Origin of the sequence: Rosenbergiella epipactidis, assembly GCF_018494055.1 — a bacterium.
In the GTDB taxonomy this organism is placed as follows: Bacteria; Pseudomonadota; Gammaproteobacteria; order Enterobacterales; family Enterobacteriaceae; genus Rosenbergiella; species Rosenbergiella epipactidis.
This window is the reverse complement of the sequence record NZ_JABBFQ010000011.1, coordinates 1-22,006: the sequence shown is the minus strand read 5'-3', so window position 1 is coordinate 22,006 and position 22,006 is coordinate 1. Positions and strand designations below refer to the sequence as shown.

The 22,006-nt window shown below is 47.3% G+C and carries 20 protein-coding genes and 1 tRNA gene; 7 read left to right on the top strand and 14 right to left on the bottom strand.

Annotated features, from left to right (window positions below; translation table 11 throughout):
• Positions 1-60 precede the first annotated feature (60 nt).
• On the bottom strand, positions 61-306 hold the full coding sequence (locus HGT71_RS14580; RefSeq protein WP_214218407.1) for a Flp family type IVb pilin: 246 nt from the start codon (positions 304-306) through the stop codon (positions 61-63).
• 349 nt (positions 307-655) lie between these two features.
• Between HGT71_RS14580 and HGT71_RS14575 the strand changes: the two genes are divergently transcribed.
• Positions 656-2,047 carry an aminotransferase class I/II-fold pyridoxal phosphate-dependent enzyme gene (locus HGT71_RS14575; RefSeq protein WP_214218406.1) on the top strand — a complete coding sequence of 464 codons (1,392 nt, stop codon included), beginning with the start codon at positions 656-658 and terminating at the stop codon, positions 2,045-2,047.
• A 24-nt stretch (positions 2,048-2,071) separates the two neighbouring features.
• On the opposite strand, the gene eno is transcribed toward HGT71_RS14575, so the two are convergent.
• The 7 genes from eno to syd all read right to left on the bottom strand — a co-directional run bounded on the left by eno (position 2,072) and on the right by syd (position 11,687).
• Positions 2,072-3,373, bottom strand: coding sequence for a phosphopyruvate hydratase (gene eno, locus HGT71_RS14570; RefSeq protein WP_214218405.1), 1,302 nt, complete (start codon positions 3,371-3,373; stop codon positions 2,072-2,074).
• Between the two features lie 86 nt (positions 3,374-3,459).
• On the bottom strand, positions 3,460-5,097 hold the full coding sequence (gene pyrG / locus HGT71_RS14565) for a glutamine hydrolyzing CTP synthase (RefSeq protein ID WP_214218404.1): 1,638 nt from the start codon (positions 5,095-5,097) through the stop codon (positions 3,460-3,462).
• A gap of 174 nt (positions 5,098-5,271) precedes the next feature.
• On the bottom strand, positions 5,272-6,060 hold the full coding sequence (gene mazG, locus HGT71_RS14560; RefSeq protein ID WP_214218403.1) for a nucleoside triphosphate pyrophosphohydrolase: 789 nt from the start codon (positions 6,058-6,060) through the stop codon (positions 5,272-5,274).
• Between the two features lie 52 nt (positions 6,061-6,112).
• On the bottom strand, positions 6,113-8,347 hold the full coding sequence (gene relA, locus HGT71_RS14555; protein WP_214218402.1) for a GTP diphosphokinase: 2,235 nt from the start codon (positions 8,345-8,347) through the stop codon (positions 6,113-6,115).
• A 31-nt stretch (positions 8,348-8,378) separates the two neighbouring features.
• Positions 8,379-9,686 (bottom strand): 23S rRNA (uracil(1939)-C(5))-methyltransferase RlmD, encoded by a 1,308-nt coding sequence (gene rlmD, locus HGT71_RS14550; RefSeq protein ID WP_214218401.1) that lies wholly within the window; start codon positions 9,684-9,686, stop codon positions 8,379-8,381.
• Positions 9,687-9,746: 60 nt separating this feature from the next.
• A complete protein-coding gene (truC, locus tag HGT71_RS14545; RefSeq protein WP_214218400.1) occupies positions 9,747-10,463 on the bottom strand; it encodes a tRNA pseudouridine(65) synthase TruC in 717 nt (238 codons plus the stop codon).
• 678 nt (positions 10,464-11,141) lie between these two features.
• Positions 11,142-11,687, bottom strand: a complete 546-nt coding sequence (gene syd, locus HGT71_RS14540; protein ID WP_214218399.1) for a SecY-interacting protein — start codon at positions 11,685-11,687, stop codon at positions 11,142-11,144.
• Positions 11,688-11,750: 63 nt separating this feature from the next.
• Here syd and queF point away from each other — a divergent pair, with 63 nt between their 5' ends.
• The 3 genes from queF to xni all read left to right on the top strand — a co-directional run bounded on the left by queF (position 11,751) and on the right by xni (position 14,891).
• Positions 11,751-12,596: an NADPH-dependent 7-cyano-7-deazaguanine reductase QueF gene (queF, locus tag HGT71_RS14535; RefSeq protein ID WP_214218398.1), complete on the top strand. Its 846-nt coding sequence runs from the start codon at positions 11,751-11,753 to the stop codon at positions 12,594-12,596.
• Positions 12,597-12,713: 117 nt separating this feature from the next.
• Positions 12,714-14,078: a nucleotide 5'-monophosphate nucleosidase PpnN gene (ppnN, locus tag HGT71_RS14530; RefSeq protein WP_099822007.1), complete on the top strand. Its 1,365-nt coding sequence runs from the start codon at positions 12,714-12,716 to the stop codon at positions 14,076-14,078.
• A 48-nt stretch (positions 14,079-14,126) separates the two neighbouring features.
• The gene (xni, locus tag HGT71_RS14525; RefSeq protein ID WP_214218397.1) at positions 14,127-14,891 is read left to right on the top strand and encodes a flap endonuclease Xni; all 765 of its coding nucleotides are present in this window, start codon (positions 14,127-14,129) and stop codon (positions 14,889-14,891) included.
• Here xni and rlmM read toward each other — a convergent pair.
• The 4 genes from rlmM to HGT71_RS14505 all read right to left on the bottom strand — a co-directional run bounded on the left by rlmM (position 14,888) and on the right by HGT71_RS14505 (position 17,982).
• Positions 14,888-15,988 (bottom strand): 23S rRNA (cytidine(2498)-2'-O)-methyltransferase RlmM, encoded by a 1,101-nt coding sequence (gene rlmM / locus HGT71_RS14520; RefSeq protein ID WP_214218396.1) that lies wholly within the window; start codon positions 15,986-15,988, stop codon positions 14,888-14,890. The genes xni and rlmM overlap by 4 nt on opposite strands.
• Positions 15,981-16,376: a DUF423 domain-containing protein gene (locus HGT71_RS14515; RefSeq protein WP_099822004.1), complete on the bottom strand. Its 396-nt coding sequence runs from the start codon at positions 16,374-16,376 to the stop codon at positions 15,981-15,983. The genes rlmM and HGT71_RS14515 overlap by 8 nt, the downstream gene beginning before the upstream one ends.
• A 34-nt stretch (positions 16,377-16,410) precedes the next feature.
• Positions 16,411-17,316 carry a transcriptional regulator GcvA gene (locus tag HGT71_RS14510; protein WP_048912586.1) on the bottom strand — a complete coding sequence of 302 codons (906 nt, stop codon included), beginning with the start codon at positions 17,314-17,316 and terminating at the stop codon, positions 16,411-16,413.
• 438 nt (positions 17,317-17,754) lie between these two features.
• Complete coding sequence (locus HGT71_RS14505) at positions 17,755-17,982, bottom strand: YgdI/YgdR family lipoprotein (protein ID WP_048914013.1); 228 nt, start codon at positions 17,980-17,982, stop codon at positions 17,755-17,757.
• 128 nt (positions 17,983-18,110) lie between these two features.
• Between HGT71_RS14505 and csdA the strand changes: the two genes are divergently transcribed.
• Together csdA and csdE are read left to right on the top strand one after the other, a co-directional pair.
• Positions 18,111-19,319 (top strand): cysteine desulfurase CsdA, encoded by a 1,209-nt coding sequence (csdA, locus tag HGT71_RS14500; protein ID WP_214218395.1) that lies wholly within the window; start codon positions 18,111-18,113, stop codon positions 19,317-19,319.
• Positions 19,320-19,330: 11 nt separating this feature from the next.
• On the top strand, positions 19,331-19,777 hold the full coding sequence (csdE, locus tag HGT71_RS14495) for a cysteine desulfurase sulfur acceptor subunit CsdE (RefSeq protein WP_214218394.1): 447 nt from the start codon (positions 19,331-19,333) through the stop codon (positions 19,775-19,777).
• Here csdE and tcdA read toward each other — a convergent pair.
• A complete protein-coding gene (gene tcdA / locus HGT71_RS14490; protein WP_214218393.1) occupies positions 19,774-20,574 on the bottom strand; it encodes a tRNA cyclic N6-threonylcarbamoyladenosine(37) synthase TcdA in 801 nt (266 codons plus the stop codon). The genes csdE and tcdA overlap by 4 nt on opposite strands.
• A 35-nt stretch (positions 20,575-20,609) precedes the next feature.
• Positions 20,610-21,731 carry a murein transglycosylase A gene (gene mltA, locus HGT71_RS14485; protein ID WP_099821996.1) on the bottom strand — a complete coding sequence of 374 codons (1,122 nt, stop codon included), beginning with the start codon at positions 21,729-21,731 and terminating at the stop codon, positions 20,610-20,612.
• Between the two features lie 202 nt (positions 21,732-21,933).
• On the opposite strand from mltA, the gene HGT71_RS14480 reads away from it, so the two are divergent.
• Positions 21,934-22,006, top strand: a tRNA-Met gene (locus HGT71_RS14480).

Below are 22,006 nucleotides of genomic sequence, written 5' to 3'. Positions count from 1 at the left end.
AAACGATAAGGGAACATAGCTCCCTTATCGGCATTAAAAATACGATCTTAAATATATCTATTATTTCTCAACAGTACCCTTGATATTGTCTGAGAGCGTCTTAAACTTATCCGTAATTGAAGTAATAAAAGAGTCCTTACCAGAACCGAATACAGCAAGTAACATTGCACTAATTGCTACAGCAATGACTGCATATTCAATAGCTGTAACTCCGTCCTCTTTACGCATTTTATTACGTAATTGAACCACGCGGTCATTGATAAAGTTTTGACTACGAACAATGCCGTACATAATATTATCTTTCATCATCTTTCCTTTTTAAATCTTTTTGTAATTATCGATAGTCGAGGTAATCATAAAGTTTCGTAACAAATCACCATTAGAGCCAGCACTCCATTCCAGGCCCTACGAATGGTACTGATTGAGGATATATTTACAAGGTACAGTTTTGAATTAAAAATATGTCAGGGGAATATGACCACCAATTATAAATAATATAATAATTTAATTTGATAGACGGATAACTTACATTCACCTGTAATAATAAAATAAATTCATTTAATTTAATTAAGGCAAAAATAGCGATATAATCTCCTAATTGAAAATATTTAACCAAATAATTATAAACTTAGGGATATTATTTATAAGGATAGCTATGCGACTTACAAGGAAAAGTATTAAAGATGAAATCATTACCGAAATTACGACTATGATTTTACAAGGTACACTGCATAGAGGAGATTTTTTACCTTCAATTAGAAACATGAGTAAGCGCTATCAAGTATCGCGTGGTACAGTGATGTTAGTTTATAAGCATCTGGAATCAATGGGATATATTCAAGGTTACGAGAGGAGCGGCTATATAGTCACAGGAAAAATCACTGCGCAGAGGGGGATCCCTACGTCGGAAACATCCGATGATGCGAAGCAGCATGAGCATTCGCTGCCACTCGCCAGCCAACAGTTTCAGCGGTTAGTTGATCGTCAGCCCTGCCTTATACCACTACATTTTGTTAAGCGCTGTATCTGGAAGCAAGAACGTTCATCGACAAAGCGAAACACTTTTCCTACGGATAATTTATTAAGATTTTTGATGATATCACGCGGAATTTCGCCCGAGCCTCAACAGTTACTCCTGTTTCCTGGCCGGCAAGAAGCCTTGATGCTGATTGCTTTTTTTATGCTTCGCCAGCAGACTAAGCCAGTGGTTATTTTAGAACAACCCTGCGATGGAAAAATTCAACAGCTATTCGAATATCTCGCTTTCACCATCATCTCTATTCCTGTCGATCACCAGGGCTTACTGGTAGATAGATTACCCCCTATTCAACAGGCACTCGTAGTATGTATGCCTTCCCTACAATTTCCCACTGCGACACAGTTAAGTCTAGAGAGGCGACAACAACTTACGGAGTGGGCAGAGAAGTACCAAGGCATTGTTGTCGAGGATGACAGTTATAGCATGCTTGGGTTTGGTCAAAGTAAGTCCTTACCACTGCTAAATAGTTCTACCAATTGTACCTATTTCTATTTGACTCAGTTACATGAACTTACGGGAGCAAACCATAATCTAAGCCTACTTATTGCACCGAAAAACCTTCTCACTAAGCTATGCTCGCTTTATTACGTCACACAAAGCACCGCCCTTCCGAACAGTTATGAACTTATTAATGCTTTTCTGGGGTCATCCTATTTTATGAAATATCTGACCACGCTTCTCGATGAGCGTCGTGAGAAGTCACTCGTTGCGATTCAAGGTATTAGAGGATCTCTGCATCCCTTTCAGTTGAGCGCCCCCCCTGCAAGTGGATTCTGTTACTTTACTCTTCCTAGAGGGAAAATCCCGGAAAAATTTATTAATCAATATTTCTTCGCTTACTGTCCATCCGTGCCCACGGTGGGTATCGAGACGGAAGACTTTCTATATCCGTTCGCTTTACTCTCTCTTCAGGAGATCACTAAAATTAATCACGAATTAGAGCTTCTCTTAACGCCAACAGAGAGTCTGTCCACAAAAAACAGCCCAAAAAAAAGCCCTCATTACTGAGGGCTTTATCAAGTCGTTAAGCGATTACGCTTGGCCTTTCACTTCTTTCAGGCCGTTAAATGCCGCTTTACCCCCCAGAGCTTCTTCAATACGGATCAGTTGGTTGTACTTAGCAACACGGTCAGAACGGCTCATAGAACCGGTTTTGATTTGGCCTGCTGCGGTACCTACTGCTAAGTCCGCGATGGTTGCATCTTCAGTCTCGCCTGAACGGTGAGAGATGACTGCCGTGTATCCTGCATCTTTCGCCATTTTGATTGCCGCTAACGTTTCGGTCAGTGAACCAATTTGGTTGAATTTGATTAGGATGGAGTTAGCGATACCTTTTTCAATCCCTTCTTTAAGGATTTTGGTATTGGTTACGAACAGATCATCACCAACTAATTGAATTTTGTCGCCCATAACTTTGGTTTGGTAAGCAAAGCCGTCCCAGTCAGACTCATCCAAACCGTCTTCGATTGAAACGATTGGATACTGCTTGGTCAGCTCTTCTAAGTAGTGAGTGAACTCTTGAGAGGTAAAGGTTTTGCCTTCTCCTTTCAGCTCGTAGTTGCCTGTCTCTTTGTTATAAAATTCAGACGCTGCACAGTCCATTGCTAAGGTAACGTCTTTACCTAGCTCGTAGCCTGCCGCTTTAACAGCTTCAGCGATTGCCGCTAAGGCATCAGCGTTAGAGCCAAGGTTAGGCGCATAGCCCCCTTCGTCACCCACTGCTGTGTTCATGCCTTTAGCTTTTAATACTTTAGCTAAGTGGTGGAAAATCTCTGAGCCCATACGTACGGCTTCTTTCAAGCTTGATGCGCCAACAGGCTGCACCATAAATTCTTGAATATCGACGTTGTTATCAGCGTGCTCACCACCGTTGATGATGTTCATCATCGGTAATGGCATAGAGAATTTGCCTGGGGTACCGTTAAGCTCAGCAATGTGCTCGTAAAGAGGTTGACCTTTTGACGCAGCAGCCGCTTTAGCCGCAGCGAGAGAGACTGCTAGGATGGCATTGGCACCGAATTTTGATTTGTTTTCAGTACCGTCTAACTCGATCATGATGTTATCGATGTTAGCTTGGTCTTTGGCATCTTTACCTGTTAACGCATCGGCGATAGGACCATTGACCGCTGCAACCGCTTTGGTCACACCTTTGCCCAGAAAACGTGATTTATCACCGTCACGTAATTCCAGTGCTTCACGGGAACCTGTCGACGCGCCTGATGGCGCAGCGGCTAAACCTACGAAACCGCCCTCTAAATGCACTTCTGCTTCAACAGTCGGATTGCCACGCGAATCAATAATTTCGCGACCAATGATTTTTACGATTTTGGACATGCGTTGTTCCTCAGTACTAGTTAAGCTAACGTTCTTAAATCTAAGACACACAGCCAGTGAAAGGTTCACTGGCTGCACCAAAAAGCTTACTTATCCATCCGCTTTTGAAAATCTACTGCGGCACCCACAAAACCTGAAAATAGCGGGTGTCCATCGCGTGGTGTTGAGGTAAATTCTGGGTGGAATTGACACGCAACAAACCAAGGATGGTTAGGGTTTTCAATAATTTCGACCAATTGATCGTCGCCGGAGCGACCCGCGATGCGTAAGCCCGCTTGTTCGATTGGCTTCAATAAGAAATTGTTGACTTCGTAACGGTGGCGATGACGCTCAACGATAGTACTCGAGCCGTAAAGTTTACGAACGATGCTGTCGTCGCTGAGCTGACAAGGTTGGCTTCCCAAACGCATGGTGCCGCCCAGATCACTTTTCTCATCACGCACTTCTAGCTTACCGTCTTCATCGCGCCATTCAGTAATCAATGCAACAACCGGTGATTGACAGTTAGCATCGAACTCGGTGGAGTTTGCGCCCGCCATCCCCGCAACATTACGCGCAAATTCAATCAGCGCAATTTGCATCCCTAGGCAAATGCCTAAGTACGGAATTTTATTTTCGCGAGCGTATTGAGCGGTCATGATTTTACCTTCAATACCGCGTGAACCGAAGCCGCCAGGAATCAGGATCGCATCCAGGTCCTTCAGAACCTCGGTGCCGCGTGTTTCAACATCTTGCGAATCAATCAATTTAATATTGACGGTAACACGGTTTTTGAGGCCTGCATGTTTTAAGGCTTCAATAACAGATTTGTAAGCGTCTGGCAGTTCAATATACTTGCCTACCATCCCGATAGTGACTTCACCACCTGGATTCGCTTCTTGATAAATCACTTGTTCCCACTCGGAAAGATCAGCGACCGGTGGGTTAAGGTTAAAACGCTTACAGATGTAATCGTCCAGTCCTTGTGATTTTAACATCCCAGGGATTTTATAGATTGAATCGACATCTTTAAGTGAGATAACCGCTTTTTCTGGGACGTTACAGAACAAGGCAATTTTTGCCCGCTCATTCGCTGGCACTGCACGATCGGAACGGCAGATCAGCATATCTGGCTGAATACCGATAGAGAGCAGCTCTTTTACTGAGTGCTGAGTTGGCTTGGTTTTGACTTCACCCGCCGCTGCCATGTAAGGCACTAGGGTCAAGTGCATGTAAAGCGTGTGCTCACGCCCTACGTCTACCGCCATTTGACGAATAGCCTCTAAGAAAGGCAGTGATTCAATATCCCCAACCGTTCCGCCAATTTCGACTAATACGACATCGTGGCCTTCGCCGCCTTCGATAATACGCTCTTTGATGGCATTAGTAATATGAGGAATAACTTGAATGGTTGCACCCAAATAATCGCCGCGACGTTCTTTTCTCAGTACTTCAGAGTAGATACGTCCCGTCGTAAAGTTGTTACGACGGCTCATGCGGGTACGAATAAAACGCTCGTAGTGACCTAAGTCGAGATCTGTTTCGGCACCATCGTCCGTGACAAATACTTCACCATGTTGGGTAGGGCTCATCGTCCCAGGATCGACGTTGATATAGGGGTCAAGCTTCATAATGGTCACTTTAAGACCACGAGCTTCAAGAATGGCTGCCAGAGAGGCTGCGGCAATGCCTTTACCCAGAGAGGAAACGACCCCGCCGGTCACAAAAATATAGTTAGTTGTCATGCAGAACCTGAAGGTTTAGGTTTAAAGACGGTGGATGCACCAGGACGGGAAAGCAGTATACCCGAAACTCTGTGGTGTCACAATTGCTCATTCACCCTCCTTCGCTGTTCGACTTACAATGATGATACCTAATCTGCCACGCCTCTCTATTGATTTCAATCAGCAATCAATCCTCTACTTAAGGTTCCCCTTTTTTTCATCTTGCTTGACCTGCTGCCAAGCTGACTCCATCTGTTCAAGGGTGGCCTGATCGAGCGAGAGGCCTTGCTCGATCACTTTCTGCTCGACCTGACGAAAGCGGCGTTCGAATTTTATATTGGCCTTATGCAGGGCTGTCTCGGCCCGCGCGCCCAAATGACGGGTAAGATTAACGGTAGCGAAAAGCAAATCGCCCAACTCTTCTTCGAGCCGTTCTGGATCACGGTCGACCATCGTCGCCTCCTCCATCACTTCATCGAGTTCCTCTTTGACCTTATCCACCACCGGACCAAGGGTATCCCAATCAAAACCGACCGTCTGGCAACGTTGCTGGATTTTGTCTGCGCGAAGTAATGCTGGCATGGCGTGAGGAATATCATCGAGTAGCGAGTGTTGGCTTTTCGCTTGCCGCTCTTGCTGTTTGATCTGCTCCCAGCCCTGCGTAGAGGTGGCATCAGTAAACACATCCGGATGGCGGCGGATCAGTTTTTCGGTAATCGCTTGGCAAATATCATCAAAAGTAAAACGCCCTTGTTCCGAAGCCATCTGCGCATAAAATACGATTTGATAAAGCAGATCCCCAAGCTCTTGTTGTAAATCGGTGAAGTCCTGACGAGCAATCGCATCCAAAACCTCATAACACTCTTCTAAAGTGTAAGGGGCAATAGTGTCAAAAGTCTGCTGCTTATCCCACTCACAACCTTGCTCAGGATCACGCAAGCGCTGCATCACTGACAATAATTGCGACAATGATGAATCACTCATAAAAAACCTCTTAATAAGAAAAAACCACTCCTGAGAGTGGTTTATAGAAAATTTAATGAAGCCGCTTGGCATCAATGACATCAGGAATTTGGTTTAATCGGGAGATCACTCGCCCTAAAACCTGCTGATTGTAGATTTCGATTTCCATGTCGATAGTCGCGAGCTGTTTACGCGTATCGCTATGGCTTGACACACCTAGCACGTTCACTTTCTCATTGGCCAAAATAGTCGTGATATCGCGCAGTAATCCGCTGCGGTCATTCGCCACCACTCGGACTACTAAGGTGTAGCCACTGGAATAGTTCTCGCCCCACACCGCATCAACAATTCTTTCTGGCGCATGATTAATCAATTCCGCAAGCTGCTCGCAGTCGGCACGGTGAATAGAAATCCCCCTGCCTTGAGTAATAAATCCGGTGATATCATCGCCCGGTATCGGCTGACAGCAACGGGCAATATGATGCATCAGGTTACCTACCCCTTCCACCACAATACGGCCACTGTCTTTACGCGCGGGTTGATTATTGGCCGATTTCTGCGTGAGCTGCTCTAACGCTTTCTGGTCTTCCTCTTCTGCACTCGGTTTATAAACCTTGGCTTGTAGGAAGTTGACCATCTGGTTTTGACGGATATCGCCGCCACCAATCGCCGCTAAAATCTCCTCCATAGAGGTCATGTTATAGCGAGGAAGCAGGTATTTTTCCGCATCTTTCCAACTGATATCCAGCTGATTTAATTCATTATCGAGAATTTGCTTACCGGCGAGAATGTTCTTATCGCGATCTTGCTTTTTAAACCAAGCGTGTACTTTTGCCCGTCCACGGCTGGTCGTAATATAACCTAGATGCGGATTTAGCCAATCTCGACTTGGGTTAGGTTGCTTTTGGGTGATCACTTCAACTTGGTCACCCATCTGTAGGTGGTAAGTGAAGGGAACAATTCGGCCACTGATTTTCGCACCGATACAACGATGCCCGATATCACTGTGAATATGGTAAGCGAAATCGAGTGGTGTGGAGCCTGCAGGCAGGTCAATCACGTCACCCTTAGGCGTATAAACATAAACTCTGTCGTCAAAGACTTGGCTACGGACCTCTTCCAGCATCTCGCCACTGTCCGCCATCTCTTCTTGCCAAGCAATCAACTTACGTAGCCATGCAATGCGTCCCTCATGGCCCGCCGCCCCTCTTCCGGCTGGCGTTGTACTGCCCTCTTTATATTTCCAGTGCGCCGCAACCCCCAACTCAGCATCTTCATGCATCTGTTTGGTCCGAATCTGCACTTCAACCGTTTGGCCCTTCGGCCCTAACACCACCGTATGGATGGATTGGTAACCATTAGGTTTAGGGTTCGCTACGTAATCGTCAAATTCGTTCGGCAAATGGCGGAAAAGTGTGTGCACAATACCGAGGGCACCATAACAATCTTGCAGGCGCTCTGCGACAATCCGTACCGCCCTGACATCAAATAACTCATCAAAAGCCAGTGACTTTTTCTGCATTTTCCGCCAGATACTATAGATATGCTTAGGTCGGCCATAGACCTCTGCACGAACCCCTTCCTTGCTCATCATATCGCGGATTTGTGTAACGAAATTATCGATATACATTTCGCGATCAATCCGCCGCTCGTGGAGCAAGCTGGCAATTCGTTTGTACTCTTCAGGATGCAGGTAGCGGAAACAGTAGTCTTCAAGCTCCCATTTTAATTGACCAATCCCTAAGCGGTTAGCGAGAGGCGCATAGATATTAGTGCTCTCTTTTGCCGCTAACACTCTTTCGTCCTCCGGCGCGTCTTTCATTTCGCGTAAGTAGGCGATGCGCTCGGCAAGTTTGATCACTACACAACGGAAATCTTCGACCATCGCCAGTAGCATACGGCGGATATTATCCACCTGCTCAGAGGCCATGGAGTCATTTTGAATAGCTTTAAGCTGGCGAATAGCATCCATGTCCAACACGCCATTTACCAAGGATAGGATGCTACTCCCATAAGAATCTTTAATCTGCTCAGCATCAAGCACGCCAGCATCGGCTAGGGGGAAAATCAGCGCGGCGCATAAGGTGTCACAATCCATGCTCAGCATTGTCAAGATTTCAACCATCTCGATACCACGACTCAGCAGAATTGGCTGCGATGGGTGATCGAGGGTTTTTTCCTGACAGTAGCGCCAACAGGCGGTTAAGGTTTTACCTGTTGGTTCAGAGATATTATGTAGACTCTCAATCCATTGTTCGGCCGCGAATTCTCCAGCCGGATTGAGGTGCGCGCTTCTTACTGCAACCATGATGTCTCCCGCATAACTATAGGCTTAATGCTTAACGACGTTCAAATAACACCATCGACTCAAGATGTTCAGTGTGTGGAAACATATCTAGCATCGTCACTTTTACCACTCGGTATCCTTGCAGACCGGCAATTTGACTATCCCGTGCCAAGGTAGCGGGATTACAAGAGATGTAGACAATACACTCCGGTTGTAACGCACACACATAAGGCATGACCTCCGCCGCGCCAGCACGGGCAGGATCCAATAAGACTTTAGTGAAGCCTTGTTTGGCCCAAGGTTGCTGCGAGACATCTTGCTCTAAATTGTGTTGGTAAAAGGCAGCATTGGTAATGTTATTTCGCTGAGCATTGTACTCCGCCTTAGCAACTAATTCTGCTAAACCCTCAACACCTGTGACTGATCTCGCGAATCTTGCTAAAGGGAGCGTAAAGTTTCCCACTCCGCAAAAAAGGTCAAGAATACGATCAGTCGGTTTGATATCTAACCATTTTATAGCGTTATCAATCATGTGTTGATTAATTTTCGCATTAACCTGAATAAATCCTTGGGGATTAAAATATAACTTTATCTGATTAATACCATACCACGGCATTTCCCCCCTCAGCAGAGTTTGTTGCTGTCCATCTGCTAAGAAAAGTGAAACAGAATGATTATGCGAAAACTGTTCCAAGTTTTTGATATCTTTCGACGAGAGCGGGCGTAGGTGCCTGAGTACCATCGTAACAGTGCTATTATCCGCAGCCACCAGCTCAACATGTCCCAAGTGGGCAGCCGACTCAAGTTGAGACAAGCAACGGTGTAACGGGGTGAGTAATGCATTGAGGCGTTGCACTAAAACAGGACAGTCCTGAACTGAAACAATCTCATTACTTTTCTTACGCCGGAACCCCATGATCAGTTTACCTGTATTATCAACGCGTAAACTCAGTCGGGTTCGGCGGCGATAGTGCCAACTCTCTGCACTGATCACATCATCGATTTTCTCCACCCCCACCGGTTTCAGCAACCGTGCTAAGGCAGAGGCTTTAGAACTTTGCTGCAGGGATTCACTGATATGCTGCTGTTGGCAGCCACCGCATGTCGAATAAATGGGGCAGCGAGGCTCTTGTCGCTCCGGGCTAACGCTAGTCAAAGTTACCAACTTGGCGCACATGTAGTGGCGTTTATCCTCGATGACCTCGACCTTACCGACTTCTCCCGGAAGCATGCCTTCAACGAAGCACGTTTTACCTTGGTGATGACCAACGCCTTGCCCGAATTGATCGAGCCCATCCACTGACAGCGGGAAGGTTTTACGGACCGGTGTTGTTTTTTTTGCTTTATAAAATTGCACCATAGCGATGGCATCCCACAGGTAAAAAAAGTCTTATACGTGCTGGTTAATCCCGTTAAGGAATCAATCTTTCCAACCAAACTGTTGCAACATTCGTTGCCAGGTTTCATCCATCCCCGCTTCCAAGGTTATAGGCTGCGCGGTGAAGGGATGAACAAAAGAGAGTGTTGAGGCATGTAACATCAATCTCTGGCAACCGAAATGTTCAGCGGCCCCGCGGTTCTGTTTCAAATCACCGTGCGCCGTATCGCCGATAATCGGATGGCGAAGATGAGACATATGCCGACGAAGCTGGTGTTTGCGTCCTGTTTTGGGGGCTAATTCCACCCAGCTATAGCGACAGCAATCATACCGCCCGATCGGATAGGGCATTTCCACTTGGGCGAGGGTTTTATAATGGGTTATCGCCGACTGTGTAACCGGTTCACCCGTGACAAACTTATCGGCAATCTTGTCATACTCTTCTCGTAGGGGGTAATCGACCACCCCTTCCCCTTCGATCCAGCCTCGAACGATAGCATGATAGGTTTTGCTCATCTTATGCTGCTCAAAAAGCTGGGATAGCTCACGGCCAGCCTCACTAGACAGGCCAAATACCAGCACGCCGGAAGTCGGTCTATCTAGGCGATGTACGGTAAAGACATGCTGACCAATTTGGTCGCGTAAGGTTTGCATAACAAACTGTGTTTCGTGACGCGCTAACCAACTGCGGTGCACCAACATATTGGCCGGTTTATTGACGGCAATGATCCATTCGTCTTGATAAATAATCTCAAGCACAGCTAACCCTAGAACTCAGCAGGATACGCATTTTAGCTGCCCAGCACATGTCATACCCGAGTGACGGCAAACCCATCATTTTACGTCTTAGAGGCGATATTCTTGGTGTAAGAGATGAAACAGGCTAAAACGTATACCCAATAGATAATTAATAATAAGGGATCATATCATGTTCGGCGTGATAAACGAAAAAAAGGGAGTACCGAAAAATAGGTACTCCCTAATTTAATGCGGTGTCCTACCGCTGTCTGCATCCTGCTAATTCATAGGATTCGACAATCCAGAAGGATGTGTCTTCCTGACTACAAAATCCTATGAACTCAGCTACATTTCCTTTGTAGCTTATCCTTCTGCAGAAGATTCCCTAATGTTCAGAAAATAGTTCATCATCCTAATCAACTATTCCCAAGCCTTACTCACTGTAAAGCGGTTCCATCCTTGGGCCCATCCTTAGAACTTATTTACATCCTTCTGACCCGTCTATTTTCGCAAAGTTATGGCGATAAACAACCAGATTATTTCACTACGTTTCCTAATAATCTTTGATTATTGATTGTTAAAAACTTAACCAATTGATTCGAAATATGTTTCATAAATAATTTTTTTGATTATTTGTGTTTTTTTGTGATCACCGTCAACCTTATAAGAGCAATCTCATTTACTTATTTCAGAATAAAATCAAATTTCAGGCCGTAATGTTTGTAGGAAATCGCCTAATGAAGGCGCGAGCACCTTCACTTGCTTCTTACCGAGAGTTTCAAGAATAACGTTACCATTGAGGTTATCGACAGCAATAATTGTCGAGTCATCGTCGGTGGTCGCAATAAACAACGTAGGGCTGTGCTTTAGGCGGCGCTTCATCACCAAATGCCCGACAAGGTTTTGTTGCAGCAGCGTGAAATCCTCTCCATTCCAACTCTGTAACAACGTAAGTGATGTCCCTTCAAAGGAGGCGGGCATTTCTGCAGCAAATTGAGTCGTATAAAAAGCCACCACTGAAGGCTGCACAATTAAATCAACGCCTTTCGACACAGCATCCAAATTTTTCGGTAAGGTAAAAGGCTGAGGTTGCCAAGTGATACCGTTTTCATTGGTTGCGATTAAACAAGGAGAATCGACGCCAATAAGCTGATCATTTTGCGGAGCAGTTTGGCACTCCTGTTGCCAGCGCTGGCAATAACGCTGAGTAAAGTCGCTAAGTTGTTGAGCGGTCTGATCTAACATTCTATTTATTACTCTGAATCAGTTACAATTCTTCCATCATCCATTTACTTGGGCACAGATGCAATGGCCGACTACGAAAACCATCCTACCTTATCAGAGCTAACGTTAGGGAAATCGACCGCTTATATTTCCGATTATCAACCGAGTCTTTTGCAAGCCGTACCGAGGAGCTTGAATCGCGATAGCTTACAGCTTGATGGTGCACAACTTCCCTTTCATGGCGAGGATTTCTGGACGCTTTACGAACTCTCTTGGCTGAATGAAAATGGGATTCCACAAGTCGCTATCGGCGATGTTGCGCTGCCTGCCTCAAGCCAGAATCTGATTGAATCCAAAAGTTTTAAGCTCTATCTGAACAGTTTCAATCAAACGCGTTTCAGTGATTGGCACAGCGTCGAGCAGACCTTAGTTCGTGACCTCAGTGAGTGCGCTCAGGGCGAGGTTCGTGTCACTTTACACCGCTTAAGCGATTTCGCCGCACAACCGATTGATGACTTCGCTGGAGAAGTGATCGATGAGCAGGCCATTACCGTCGACAACTATCAATTCAACCGTGACTACCTGCGCGATGCGGCTCACGGTGAATGGGTCGAAGAAACCTTGGTCAGTCATTTATTAAAATCTAACTGCCTGATTACCCAGCAACCGGATTGGGGATCGGTCATGATCCACTATAAGGGTAAGAAGATCGACCGCGAAGCGTTATTACGCTATCTCCTCTCCTTCCGCCAGCACAATGAATTTCATGAGCAATGTGTAGAACGGATCTATATGGATATTCTGGCCCTCTGCGAGCCAGAAGCCTTAACGGTCTATGCCCGTTATACGCGCCGAGGCGGTCTGGATATTAATCCATGGCGGACAAATCAGCACTTTAGCCCACATAACCGCCGTCTAGCGCGACAATAATGACGCTATACTGAAAAAGGAGTGATGACCTTAACCATCACGCCGTAGTCTGGAAGTCACACACAGAAAGTGGAGGACCGTTACAGCCACTTTCTGGATAAATACTAAGGAGCTCACTTGATAACACATGTTAGTCCGTTAGGAGCGATGGATCTGCTGTCGCAGCTTGAAGTCGATATGCTTAAAGATACGGCGAGCAGCGATCTCTACCAGCTGTTTCGCAACTGTTCATTAGCCGTCCTCAATACCGGCAGCCAGACCGACAGCAGTGAAGCCATTCTTTCACTTTACAAAGATTTTGAAATTAATGTGTTGCGTCGTGAGCGTGGCGTTAAACTCGAATTAATTAACCCGCCGCAAGCTGCCTTCGTCGATGGCCAGATTATCCGTTCACTACAAGCGAATCTTTTCGCGGTGTTACGAGATATTGTTTTCGTTACCGCCCAACTGAATACCGATAAGCGCGTCAAACAGCACGCTCCCACTGATTCGGTCTATATCACCAATATGGTGTTCTCATTGTTGCGTAATGCTCGGGCCTTACATGTTGGTGAGCTACCGAATATGGTGGTGTGCTGGGGGGGACACTCTATCAACCCTATTGAGTACCAATATTGTCGCGAGGTTGGCAAACAGTTAGGCCTTCGTGAACTGAACGTTTGTACTGGTTGCGGACCCGGCGCGATGGAAGCACCAATGAAAGGCGCAGCAGTAGGCCATGCTCAGCAACGCTACCACGATAGCCGCTTTATTGGCATGACCGAGCCTTCGATTATTGCCGCAGAGCCACCTAATCCGCTGGTTAATGAGCTGATTATTATGCCGGATATTGAGAAACGGCTCGAAGCCTTTGTCCGAATCGCCCACGGGATCATTATTTTCCCTGGGGGGGTCGGGACTGCCGAGGAACTGCTTTATCTATTAGGCATCATGATGCATCCGGATAATCAGCAACAGGTACTGCCTTTAGTGCTGACTGGACCGAAAGAGAGTGAAGCGTACTTCACTATGCTTGACGAGTTTATCCGCCAAACGCTTGGTGAAGCGGCAACCCAGCATTACCGTATTATTATTGGTGATGCAGCAGAAGTGGCACGCGTGATGAAAGAAGCGATGCCAGCAGTTAAACAATACCGACGCGATACTGGCGATGCATACAGTTTTAACTGGTCATTACATATTGATAGCGAACTGCAACATCCGTTCTACCCGTCGCATGAAAATATGGCCAGTCTTAAGCTATTTAAAGAGCAGCCGGTAGAGAAACTCGCCGCCGACTTACGCCGAATGTTTTCTGGGATCGTCGCCGGTAACGTCAAAGAGGTCGGCATACGCGAAATTGCTGAACATGGGCCTTACTTAATCCATGGTGACCGTGACATTATGGCGAGAATGGACGAAATGCTACAAGGTTTCGTTGCCCAACAACGGATGAAATTACCCGGCAGTGCTTACGTTCCTTGCTATAAAATTATCCGCTAACTCAAAAGACTGCGCCGCCTCGGCGCAGTTTTAGAGAGAAAGATACCGATGACCAACCACTTACTTATTATCGATGCGCTGAACTTGATTCGTCGTATCCATGCCGTACAAGGTAGCAACTGCCTAACGGGGTGTGTTTCCGCAGCGAAACAGCTCCTCCATCATAGCCAGCCGACACACGTGGTCGCCGTTTTCGATCATCCTCAGCGTAAAAGTGGTTGGCGACATCAACTCTATCCGGAATATAAAGCGGGACGTAACGCGATGCCGGAAGACCTCGCCTTACAACTGCCTGTTATCGAAAAAACCTTTGCAGAATTAGGGATTACCAGTTGGGCCTCGCCAGAGGAAGAAGCTGACGACCTCGCGGCGACGTTAGCGGTAAAAATACGCCAAGCAGGCCATCAGGTGACGCTCGTCTCGACAGATAAAGGCTACTGCCAGCTACTTTCAGCCCAAATTCAGATTCGTGATTACTTTCAGAAGCGCTGGTTAGATGTGCCCTTTATCGCCCAGGAGTATGGGGTGCAAGCCGCACAGCTGACAGATTATTGGGGATTATGTGGCATATCGAGCAGCAAAATCCCCGGCGTACCGGGAATTGGCCCTAAAAGCGCTCAAACCTTGATTAGCCAGTACGGCTGTTTGGAACAGATCTACCAGCACCTTGATACAATACCAGCTAAGTGGCAAACCAAGCTGATTCAGGGACGGGAGAGTGCGTTTATCAGTCGTCAATTAGCAGAACTTCGGACCGATTTGACATTAAGCGGTAACTTACGCCAGCTACGCTACTCCCCCAACGGGTATTAACGCTCGTCTAATCGTCCAGCCCAAGCACTCCAAATGCGTCGGACATGGACGGTGATTTCCTCGCGATCATGGTACAGATGTCGGGCGCGAATTTGGACATTAATCCCTTGCTCGGCCAGCGAACTTTCCATCATCGATAAGATTTGCGTGACCTCTTCGTAACGCTTTTTCATCGGTAACTTGAGGTTAAAGATCGCCTCGCGACACCAACCATTGGCAATCCAACGCATCATTAAATGCGCGACCTTAATCGGTTTTTCAACCATATCGCAGACTAACCAGCTGATATTATTGCGAGGCGGTTGGAAGCGAAAGCCATCTTCTTGTAGATGGGTGACCTGCCCAGTCTCCATCAGTGAGGGGGCCATTGGGCCATTATCGACGGCGAAGACCATCATTGAGCGCTTGACTAACTGATAGGTCCAGCCGCCTGGGCAAGCCCCCAAATCCACGGCATACATACCGCTGGTGAGACGATCATCCCACTCGTCGGCGGGAACAAAAACGTGGAAAGCTTCTTCCAATTTTAGCGTTGACCGGCTCGGCGCATCGGAAGGGAAACGCAAACGAGGGATCCCCATAAATAGCGGAGAGTTATTATTGGAGTAAGAGTACCCCACGTAACAAGTTCCCGGCGCAATAAAAAAGACATGCACGACGGGACGTTTAGTGCTTTCATAATTAAGCAGCAAATTCTCTTGGCGCAGTGCGGCACGCAGCGGCACGGTGAACTTACGGCAGAATTTAAGTAATTCCTTCGCCTCGTTAGTATCCGGAACTTCGACTCGTAGCTCTCCGGCTTTTTCCACCACACCCGTGAGCATACCGACAACAGGGGTAATTCTATCTTCGGGTGGCAAGTTTTTAAGTAACTCTCCGACCACACACATCTGACGGGCGAAAATAAGCGTTTCAAACGCCAGTTCACGAATTAGGCGATCGGCATCTTCGTATTGGTAACACTCGTATAAAACGTATCCCGAGTTATCTTTTACCCGCGCAAAACCGAATACATTCAGCTCGGTGGCTCTGGCAGTGATTTCCGCCGCACACTCTTTTTCAAATCCTTGTCGGCAATACAGTAGAACTTTATTCATGGCGACTCGCCCTATTTCTCAGACGCAGTGCGCCAATTAACATCAATAACCAGCCAATTAGGAAGAAAAGTCCTCCAATCGGCGTAACAAAAACTAAAAAACGTAGGTGCGATAGGGCTAAGCTGTAGAGACTGCCACTAAACAGCACTACACCTAAGGCCATACTGGCCGCACTCCAATAAAACCAAATATTGCGTCGAGTCTGCATCGCGCATCCTAATCCAAGGATCGCCAAAGTGTGCCATGCTTGATATTGCAACCCGGTATGGATCCACGCTAGCTGTTCACTGCCGAGTAGATGACTCAATACATGGGCGCCAAACGCGCCGAAGGCCACCAGCAGAAAGCCGCTAATGGCGACAAAAATATAGATTGTTCGACTACTCATTATTATCCCTCATTATGCTGGTCCGTGTAGAGCATCAAGCTACGATACTGTCTTGTTCACGTGCAGCGGTGTCAATAATCCATTGTCGAAAGGCGGCTATTTTACCGAGTTCTGCTTGGCTGTCATGGTAAACCAGATAAAAAGCGTTTTTACTGGAGAGGACTTCGTTAAAGGGACAGACCAAACGCCCCGAGCTGAGCTCGCTTTGTACCATCACATTATTGGCCAGCGCGATCCCTTGGCCATGAATAGCAGCCTGTAACACCATCGCACTATGGCTAAAAATAGGGCCTTGTTGCACGTTGATATGGGGTAAACCCACCTGCCTTACCCAACTTTGCCAATCACGCCGTGAGGCATCATGCAGTAGCGTAACATGTTCTAAATCTGCGGGGGATTGTAACGGACGCTCGCCAGTAAGCAACACGGGAGAACACACGGGTAATAAATATTCTGCGTAAAGCTTCTCAACGCGTAGGCCCGGCCAGTTACCCCTACCATAAAAAATGGCGATATCGACATCATCCGCCAGCTTATCCTCCTCCCGATCGACCGCTTGTATCCGCACATCAATTCCAGGATGTTGTTGATTAAAGCTGGTTAATCGGGGCACCAACCACTGAATTGCAAAGCTGGGCAGTAGACTTACCGTTAGCGCCCCTTTCGCACTGCGCGCTTGTAATTTACGTGTCGCATCATTGAGTGCCGAGAAAATTTCTTTAATGTCGAGATAGTAACTTTGCCCTTCTTCCGTTAATAGCAGCGATCGATTACGCCGACGGAACAGTTTTAATCCGAGAAAATCCTCTAACGCTTTGATTTGATGACTGACTGCTGCTTGCGTGACGAATAACTCTTCGGCCGCACGCGTAAAACTAAGGTGTCGTGCCGCGGCATCAAACACTTTAAGTGCATTGAGGGGAGGAAGACGTTTTGACATAGCTTATAGGGACTCATTAATCGATAGCGGCAAGTCATCGCAGCATTAGTTTTTATAATGTGAAGCATTATAAATTGTCCATTGAGTAACTTCCACTAAATACCTATAGTTGCGCCCACTTCCGAAGGTGGTATTGCGACAAGCTTAACAGCTTATCGAAAGACGCTTAGGTGGTGATGTTGTGTTTGCATTTGACTTGGAAGGTTCGAGTCCACTATTTCCTGTGATATACACCCTGTCTGTCCATAGTATATTGTTTATAACACCGCTTAGGCGGTGTTTTTTTTTGGCTATGAAACAGACTACGTCGAAGATAACGACATAGGCGATACGATCGCATACCAATCGTTTGCGTGGCTAACGGATAGATTTAATTCATGCTAAAAGAGATAATGTGGGGGACGGCTGGCAGCGAATGCCACCAGCCTTAAAACAGGGTTATTGACCGACTTCAGTCAGGTCTTTCACTTCTGAACGGTTAATCTGTTGTTTGACACCTGCGCCATCTTTATAAAGAATAAGACCAGTATCTTCATCCACCGAAGGTTTACCTTGGGTGACAATAGTCTGTCCGTCATTGGTATGCATAACATAATTACTCGAACACCCTGCAAGAGTAAAAGCTAAGCCTGATACAGCCAATACAGCTAAAAGATGCTTTTTCATTTATTATCTCCATATCGAATTTCTTCAGTCATTATAGAGCTGATATTTTTCAGTTCTTATACTTACCATAGGCTAAGTCATAAAAATTGCCATGGTTTCGGATCAAAAAAAGGGTTGTTACGCACAGTATGAGAAAATTCTCTCCTGATTGGTTTCGCCAGCAGTTCCCCGCACTTAACGAACCCAACTGTTATCTCGACAGTGCCGCGACGAGTCTGCGCCCACAGACATTGATTGAGGCAACACAAGCCTATTATCAAAGCGGTGGAACGGTTCACCGCAGCCATTACTCGCAGGCAAAAGCGACGACCGAACGTTACGAAGCCTGTCGTCAGCAAGTCGCAGCATTAATTAACGCCGCCGATGCCAACCAAATCATCTGGACGCGCGGCAGCACGGAAGCCATTAACTTAGTGGCGCAGGCATGGTTAGCCCACCAGCTGCAACCCGGTGATGAGATCCTCGTCAGCGAAGCCGAGCATCATGCCAATTTACTCCCCTGGTTAATGCTGGCAGAAAAAACGGGGGCGAACGTCGTACCTTGGCCGGTAAACGTTGAGGGAGAGCTCGACATCGCGCAATTAGCATTACGGCTGACTGCGCGTACTCGCTTAGTCGCTGTGACACAGATGTCGAATGTCACCGGCTATGTGCCACCGATGGCAGACATTATTGCGCTCGCCCATCAGGCCGGGGCGGCTGTGATGGTGGATGGTGCACAAGGAATTGTTCATCACACTACAGATGTACAACACTTAGATGCCGATTTTTATGTTTTTTCCGCACATAAGTTATACGGGCCAACGGGTATTGGTGTTCTTTATGCGCGCAAAGATCGTTTGGCCGAGATGCGCCCCGTACAAGGGGGTGGGAAAATGATCAGCCACGTAGATTTCAATGGTTATCGATTGCTCCCTGCCCCATGGTGTTTCGAACCGGGCACACCTAATATTGCCGGCGTGCTAGGTTTAGCCAGCGCCTTAGATTTCCACCAGACGGTCGATTGGCAAGCGGCAGAAGTCTGGACCTGCCAGCTCGCCGACCGTGCAGCAGAACGACTCGCCACCCTGCCCGGAATAAGCCTCTTTCGTGCAGCAGGCTCACCGATTATCTCATTCGTTTTTGAATCGCTACACAGTGCCGATCTCTTCACCTTAATTAGCGAATATAATGTGGCCTTACGGGTCGGTCAGCACTGCGCCCAGCCGTTAATGCAGGCGCTTGGCGTTGACGGTACCTTACGTGCGTCATTCGCGGCTTATAATACTGACGAGGATGTCGAGAAACTGGTACAAGCCGTCACCTTTGCTTATCAACTATTAACCGACGAAGAGTAAGGCAGAAATTTATGCAGCTTCCCACTCACCCTTTTGGTACGGATATCACCCTTGAAGATATCGCTGAACGATTACAAAAAAGCCCCCATTGGGAAGACCGCTATCGAGAGATCATCCGTCTGAGTCGTCAAATGCCAGCGTTACCGGAAGCGTTTCGCACTACAGAGAATGAGATCTTCGGTTGTGAGAATCGCGTATGGGTAGCTTGTGAGCGGACGGAACAGGGACAATTTCACTTTGTGTTCGAGAGTGAAAGTCGCATCGTAAAAGGCTTATTGGCGGTGATACTAAGTCAATGTGAGGGCGAGTCTGCTCAGGCACTGGCGGACAAAGACCTGTTGGCCGTATTTAACGATTTAGGGCTAGCCCACCATCTCTCGGCAACACGACATAGCGGCTTAGCCGCGGTCGCCCAAGCGATTAATAATGCGGCGCGTGCCGCATTAGATTGTAGTTAACTTCCCGCTTGCCGTAGCTTACGGGCAATAAACTTTTTCAACGCATGAGACACCGCCACAAAGCCAAAGGAGGCGGTAACCATGGTTACGGCGCCAAAGCCTGAGGCACAGTCCATGCGTTTTGGCCCCTCGGCGGTGGCGCGAGATTGGCATACCGATCCATCCGCTTGCGGATAACGCAGTGCCTCCGTCGAGAAGACGCAGTCGATACCCAGTTTCCCCTTACTATTTTTCACGATAGAAAAATCGCTTTTCAAGCGCTCACGTAATTTCGCTGCCAACGGATCTTGAATCGTTTTCGCCAGATCGACCACCGCAATCTGCGTAGGATCGATCTGCCCACCGGCTCCCCCTACGGTGATGACGGGGATTTTATGTCGACGACAAAATGCCAGTAAGGCGGCTTTCGGACGGATCGCATCGATAGCATCAATAACGTAATCGAAGGAGCAGTTAAGGTACTCCGCCACATTTTCCGGACTAATAAAGTCATCAATGCAGGTCACCTGACACTCTGGATTGATTTCACGTAGCCGTGCCGCCATCACCTCAATCTTCTGCTCACCCACTGTTGCTTTTAGGGCATGCAGCTGACGGTTGGTGTTGGTGACGCAGACATCGTCCATATCGACCAGCGTGATATGACCAATCCCCGTTCGGGCAAGGGCTTCGGCAGCCCAAGACCCGACACCTCCAATCCCAATCACACAGAAATGTGCATCAGGAAAAAGTTGTGCAGCCTGTTGACCGTATAGCCGTGTGATACCGGAAAAACGCTGCTGCCATGCTTCTGTCATCGTTATTCAACTCTTAAGATAAAACGCTATGTCGATTATTGACTAAACACCGGGTTAGCCGAGAATACCCCCGCGCCTGGCGCAGACTTCAGAATCCATACTCGTCCATAGTGGTTATAGAACCCTGCTAAATGGGCGGCTTCTTGGCCGATACCTTGATAAATATCGAAGTGTTGGCCTTTAATCGCGCCACCGACATCCAATGCAACCATCAAGCGCATTTGATATTTACCGTTAAATTTCCCCTTTTCATTAAGCTGTGGCACTTCCGCTAACAGCACAGACCCCGGTGGGATCAAGGACCGATCCGCCGCCACAGAAGCCTTGGCCACTAACGGTACCGCACTGGCTCCCCGCACGGGGGTGAAAGGTTCAGGTTTAAAGAAAACAAACGAATCGTTAGTCTCGAGTAACTGACGTACTTCGGCATAAGAGTGGCTCTCTGCCCAATCACGAATCGCCTGCATCGACATATCTTCGCGCTTCACTTCACCGCGGTCGATCAACTCTTTACCAATACTGTGGTAAGCCCAGCCATTTTTACCGCCATAACCGAAGAACGTGAGTGGGCGACCGTCACCATAATCGACATAGCCGCTTCCTTGAACATCCATCATAAAGTTATCGATTAAGGAGTTACTCCAAGCGATCACATAACGGGAATCAATTGCCCCACTATAGATATCTGCGCGACTTGGCAGTTTATAGCGGCCATGTTTCGGTGGCATGCGATAAATCGGGTATTGGAATTCGCCTTGACGGGTATAGCGCGCATGGATGACCGGTGTGTAATAGCCGGTAAATTGGACGTTACCGTAATCATCCGCCCCTTCCATCTGCCATGCTTCAATACCGTAATTACGCAATTGGCGTGTATCGCCCCCTGCGTTTAACCAACTTTGAATGGCATTAAAGGTACTTTGCTGGCGCTGGTACATACGCGAAGAAGCCCCTTGCACCTGCTGAACCTGAGTCACGAAGTCACCGCCGTTGACCGGTGCACCAATCGCATTAGGCTGGTTTCTGAGGGCAAATTGCGAAGTGATTTTACCATCTTTATATTGTTGGCCTCGATCCGTGGGTTTCGAAGAGCACCCCGCGAGTAACATCGCGACCAGTGAGCCAGTGACAGCTAGTTTTAATAGTGGGAATTTCATGAGTCTCTCTTATCGCTCGATGTCTGTTGGCGAAGATAACAGAGCCCCTAAAAGATTAAAACTGTAAAGCGTGATCCCCGCAAAAAATGCTTAAAAAAAGGACTACCCGAGTGATTTTGCAGCAAAAATTGACTTTTTTTCGGGTAATTCAAAATTTGGGCTTGCAAAGATCGGTGTAATCCGTATAGTGCGCATCCACGGACGCGGGGTGGAGCAGCCTGGTAGCTCGTCGGGCTCATAACCCGAAGGTCGTCGGTTCAAATCCGGCCCCCGCA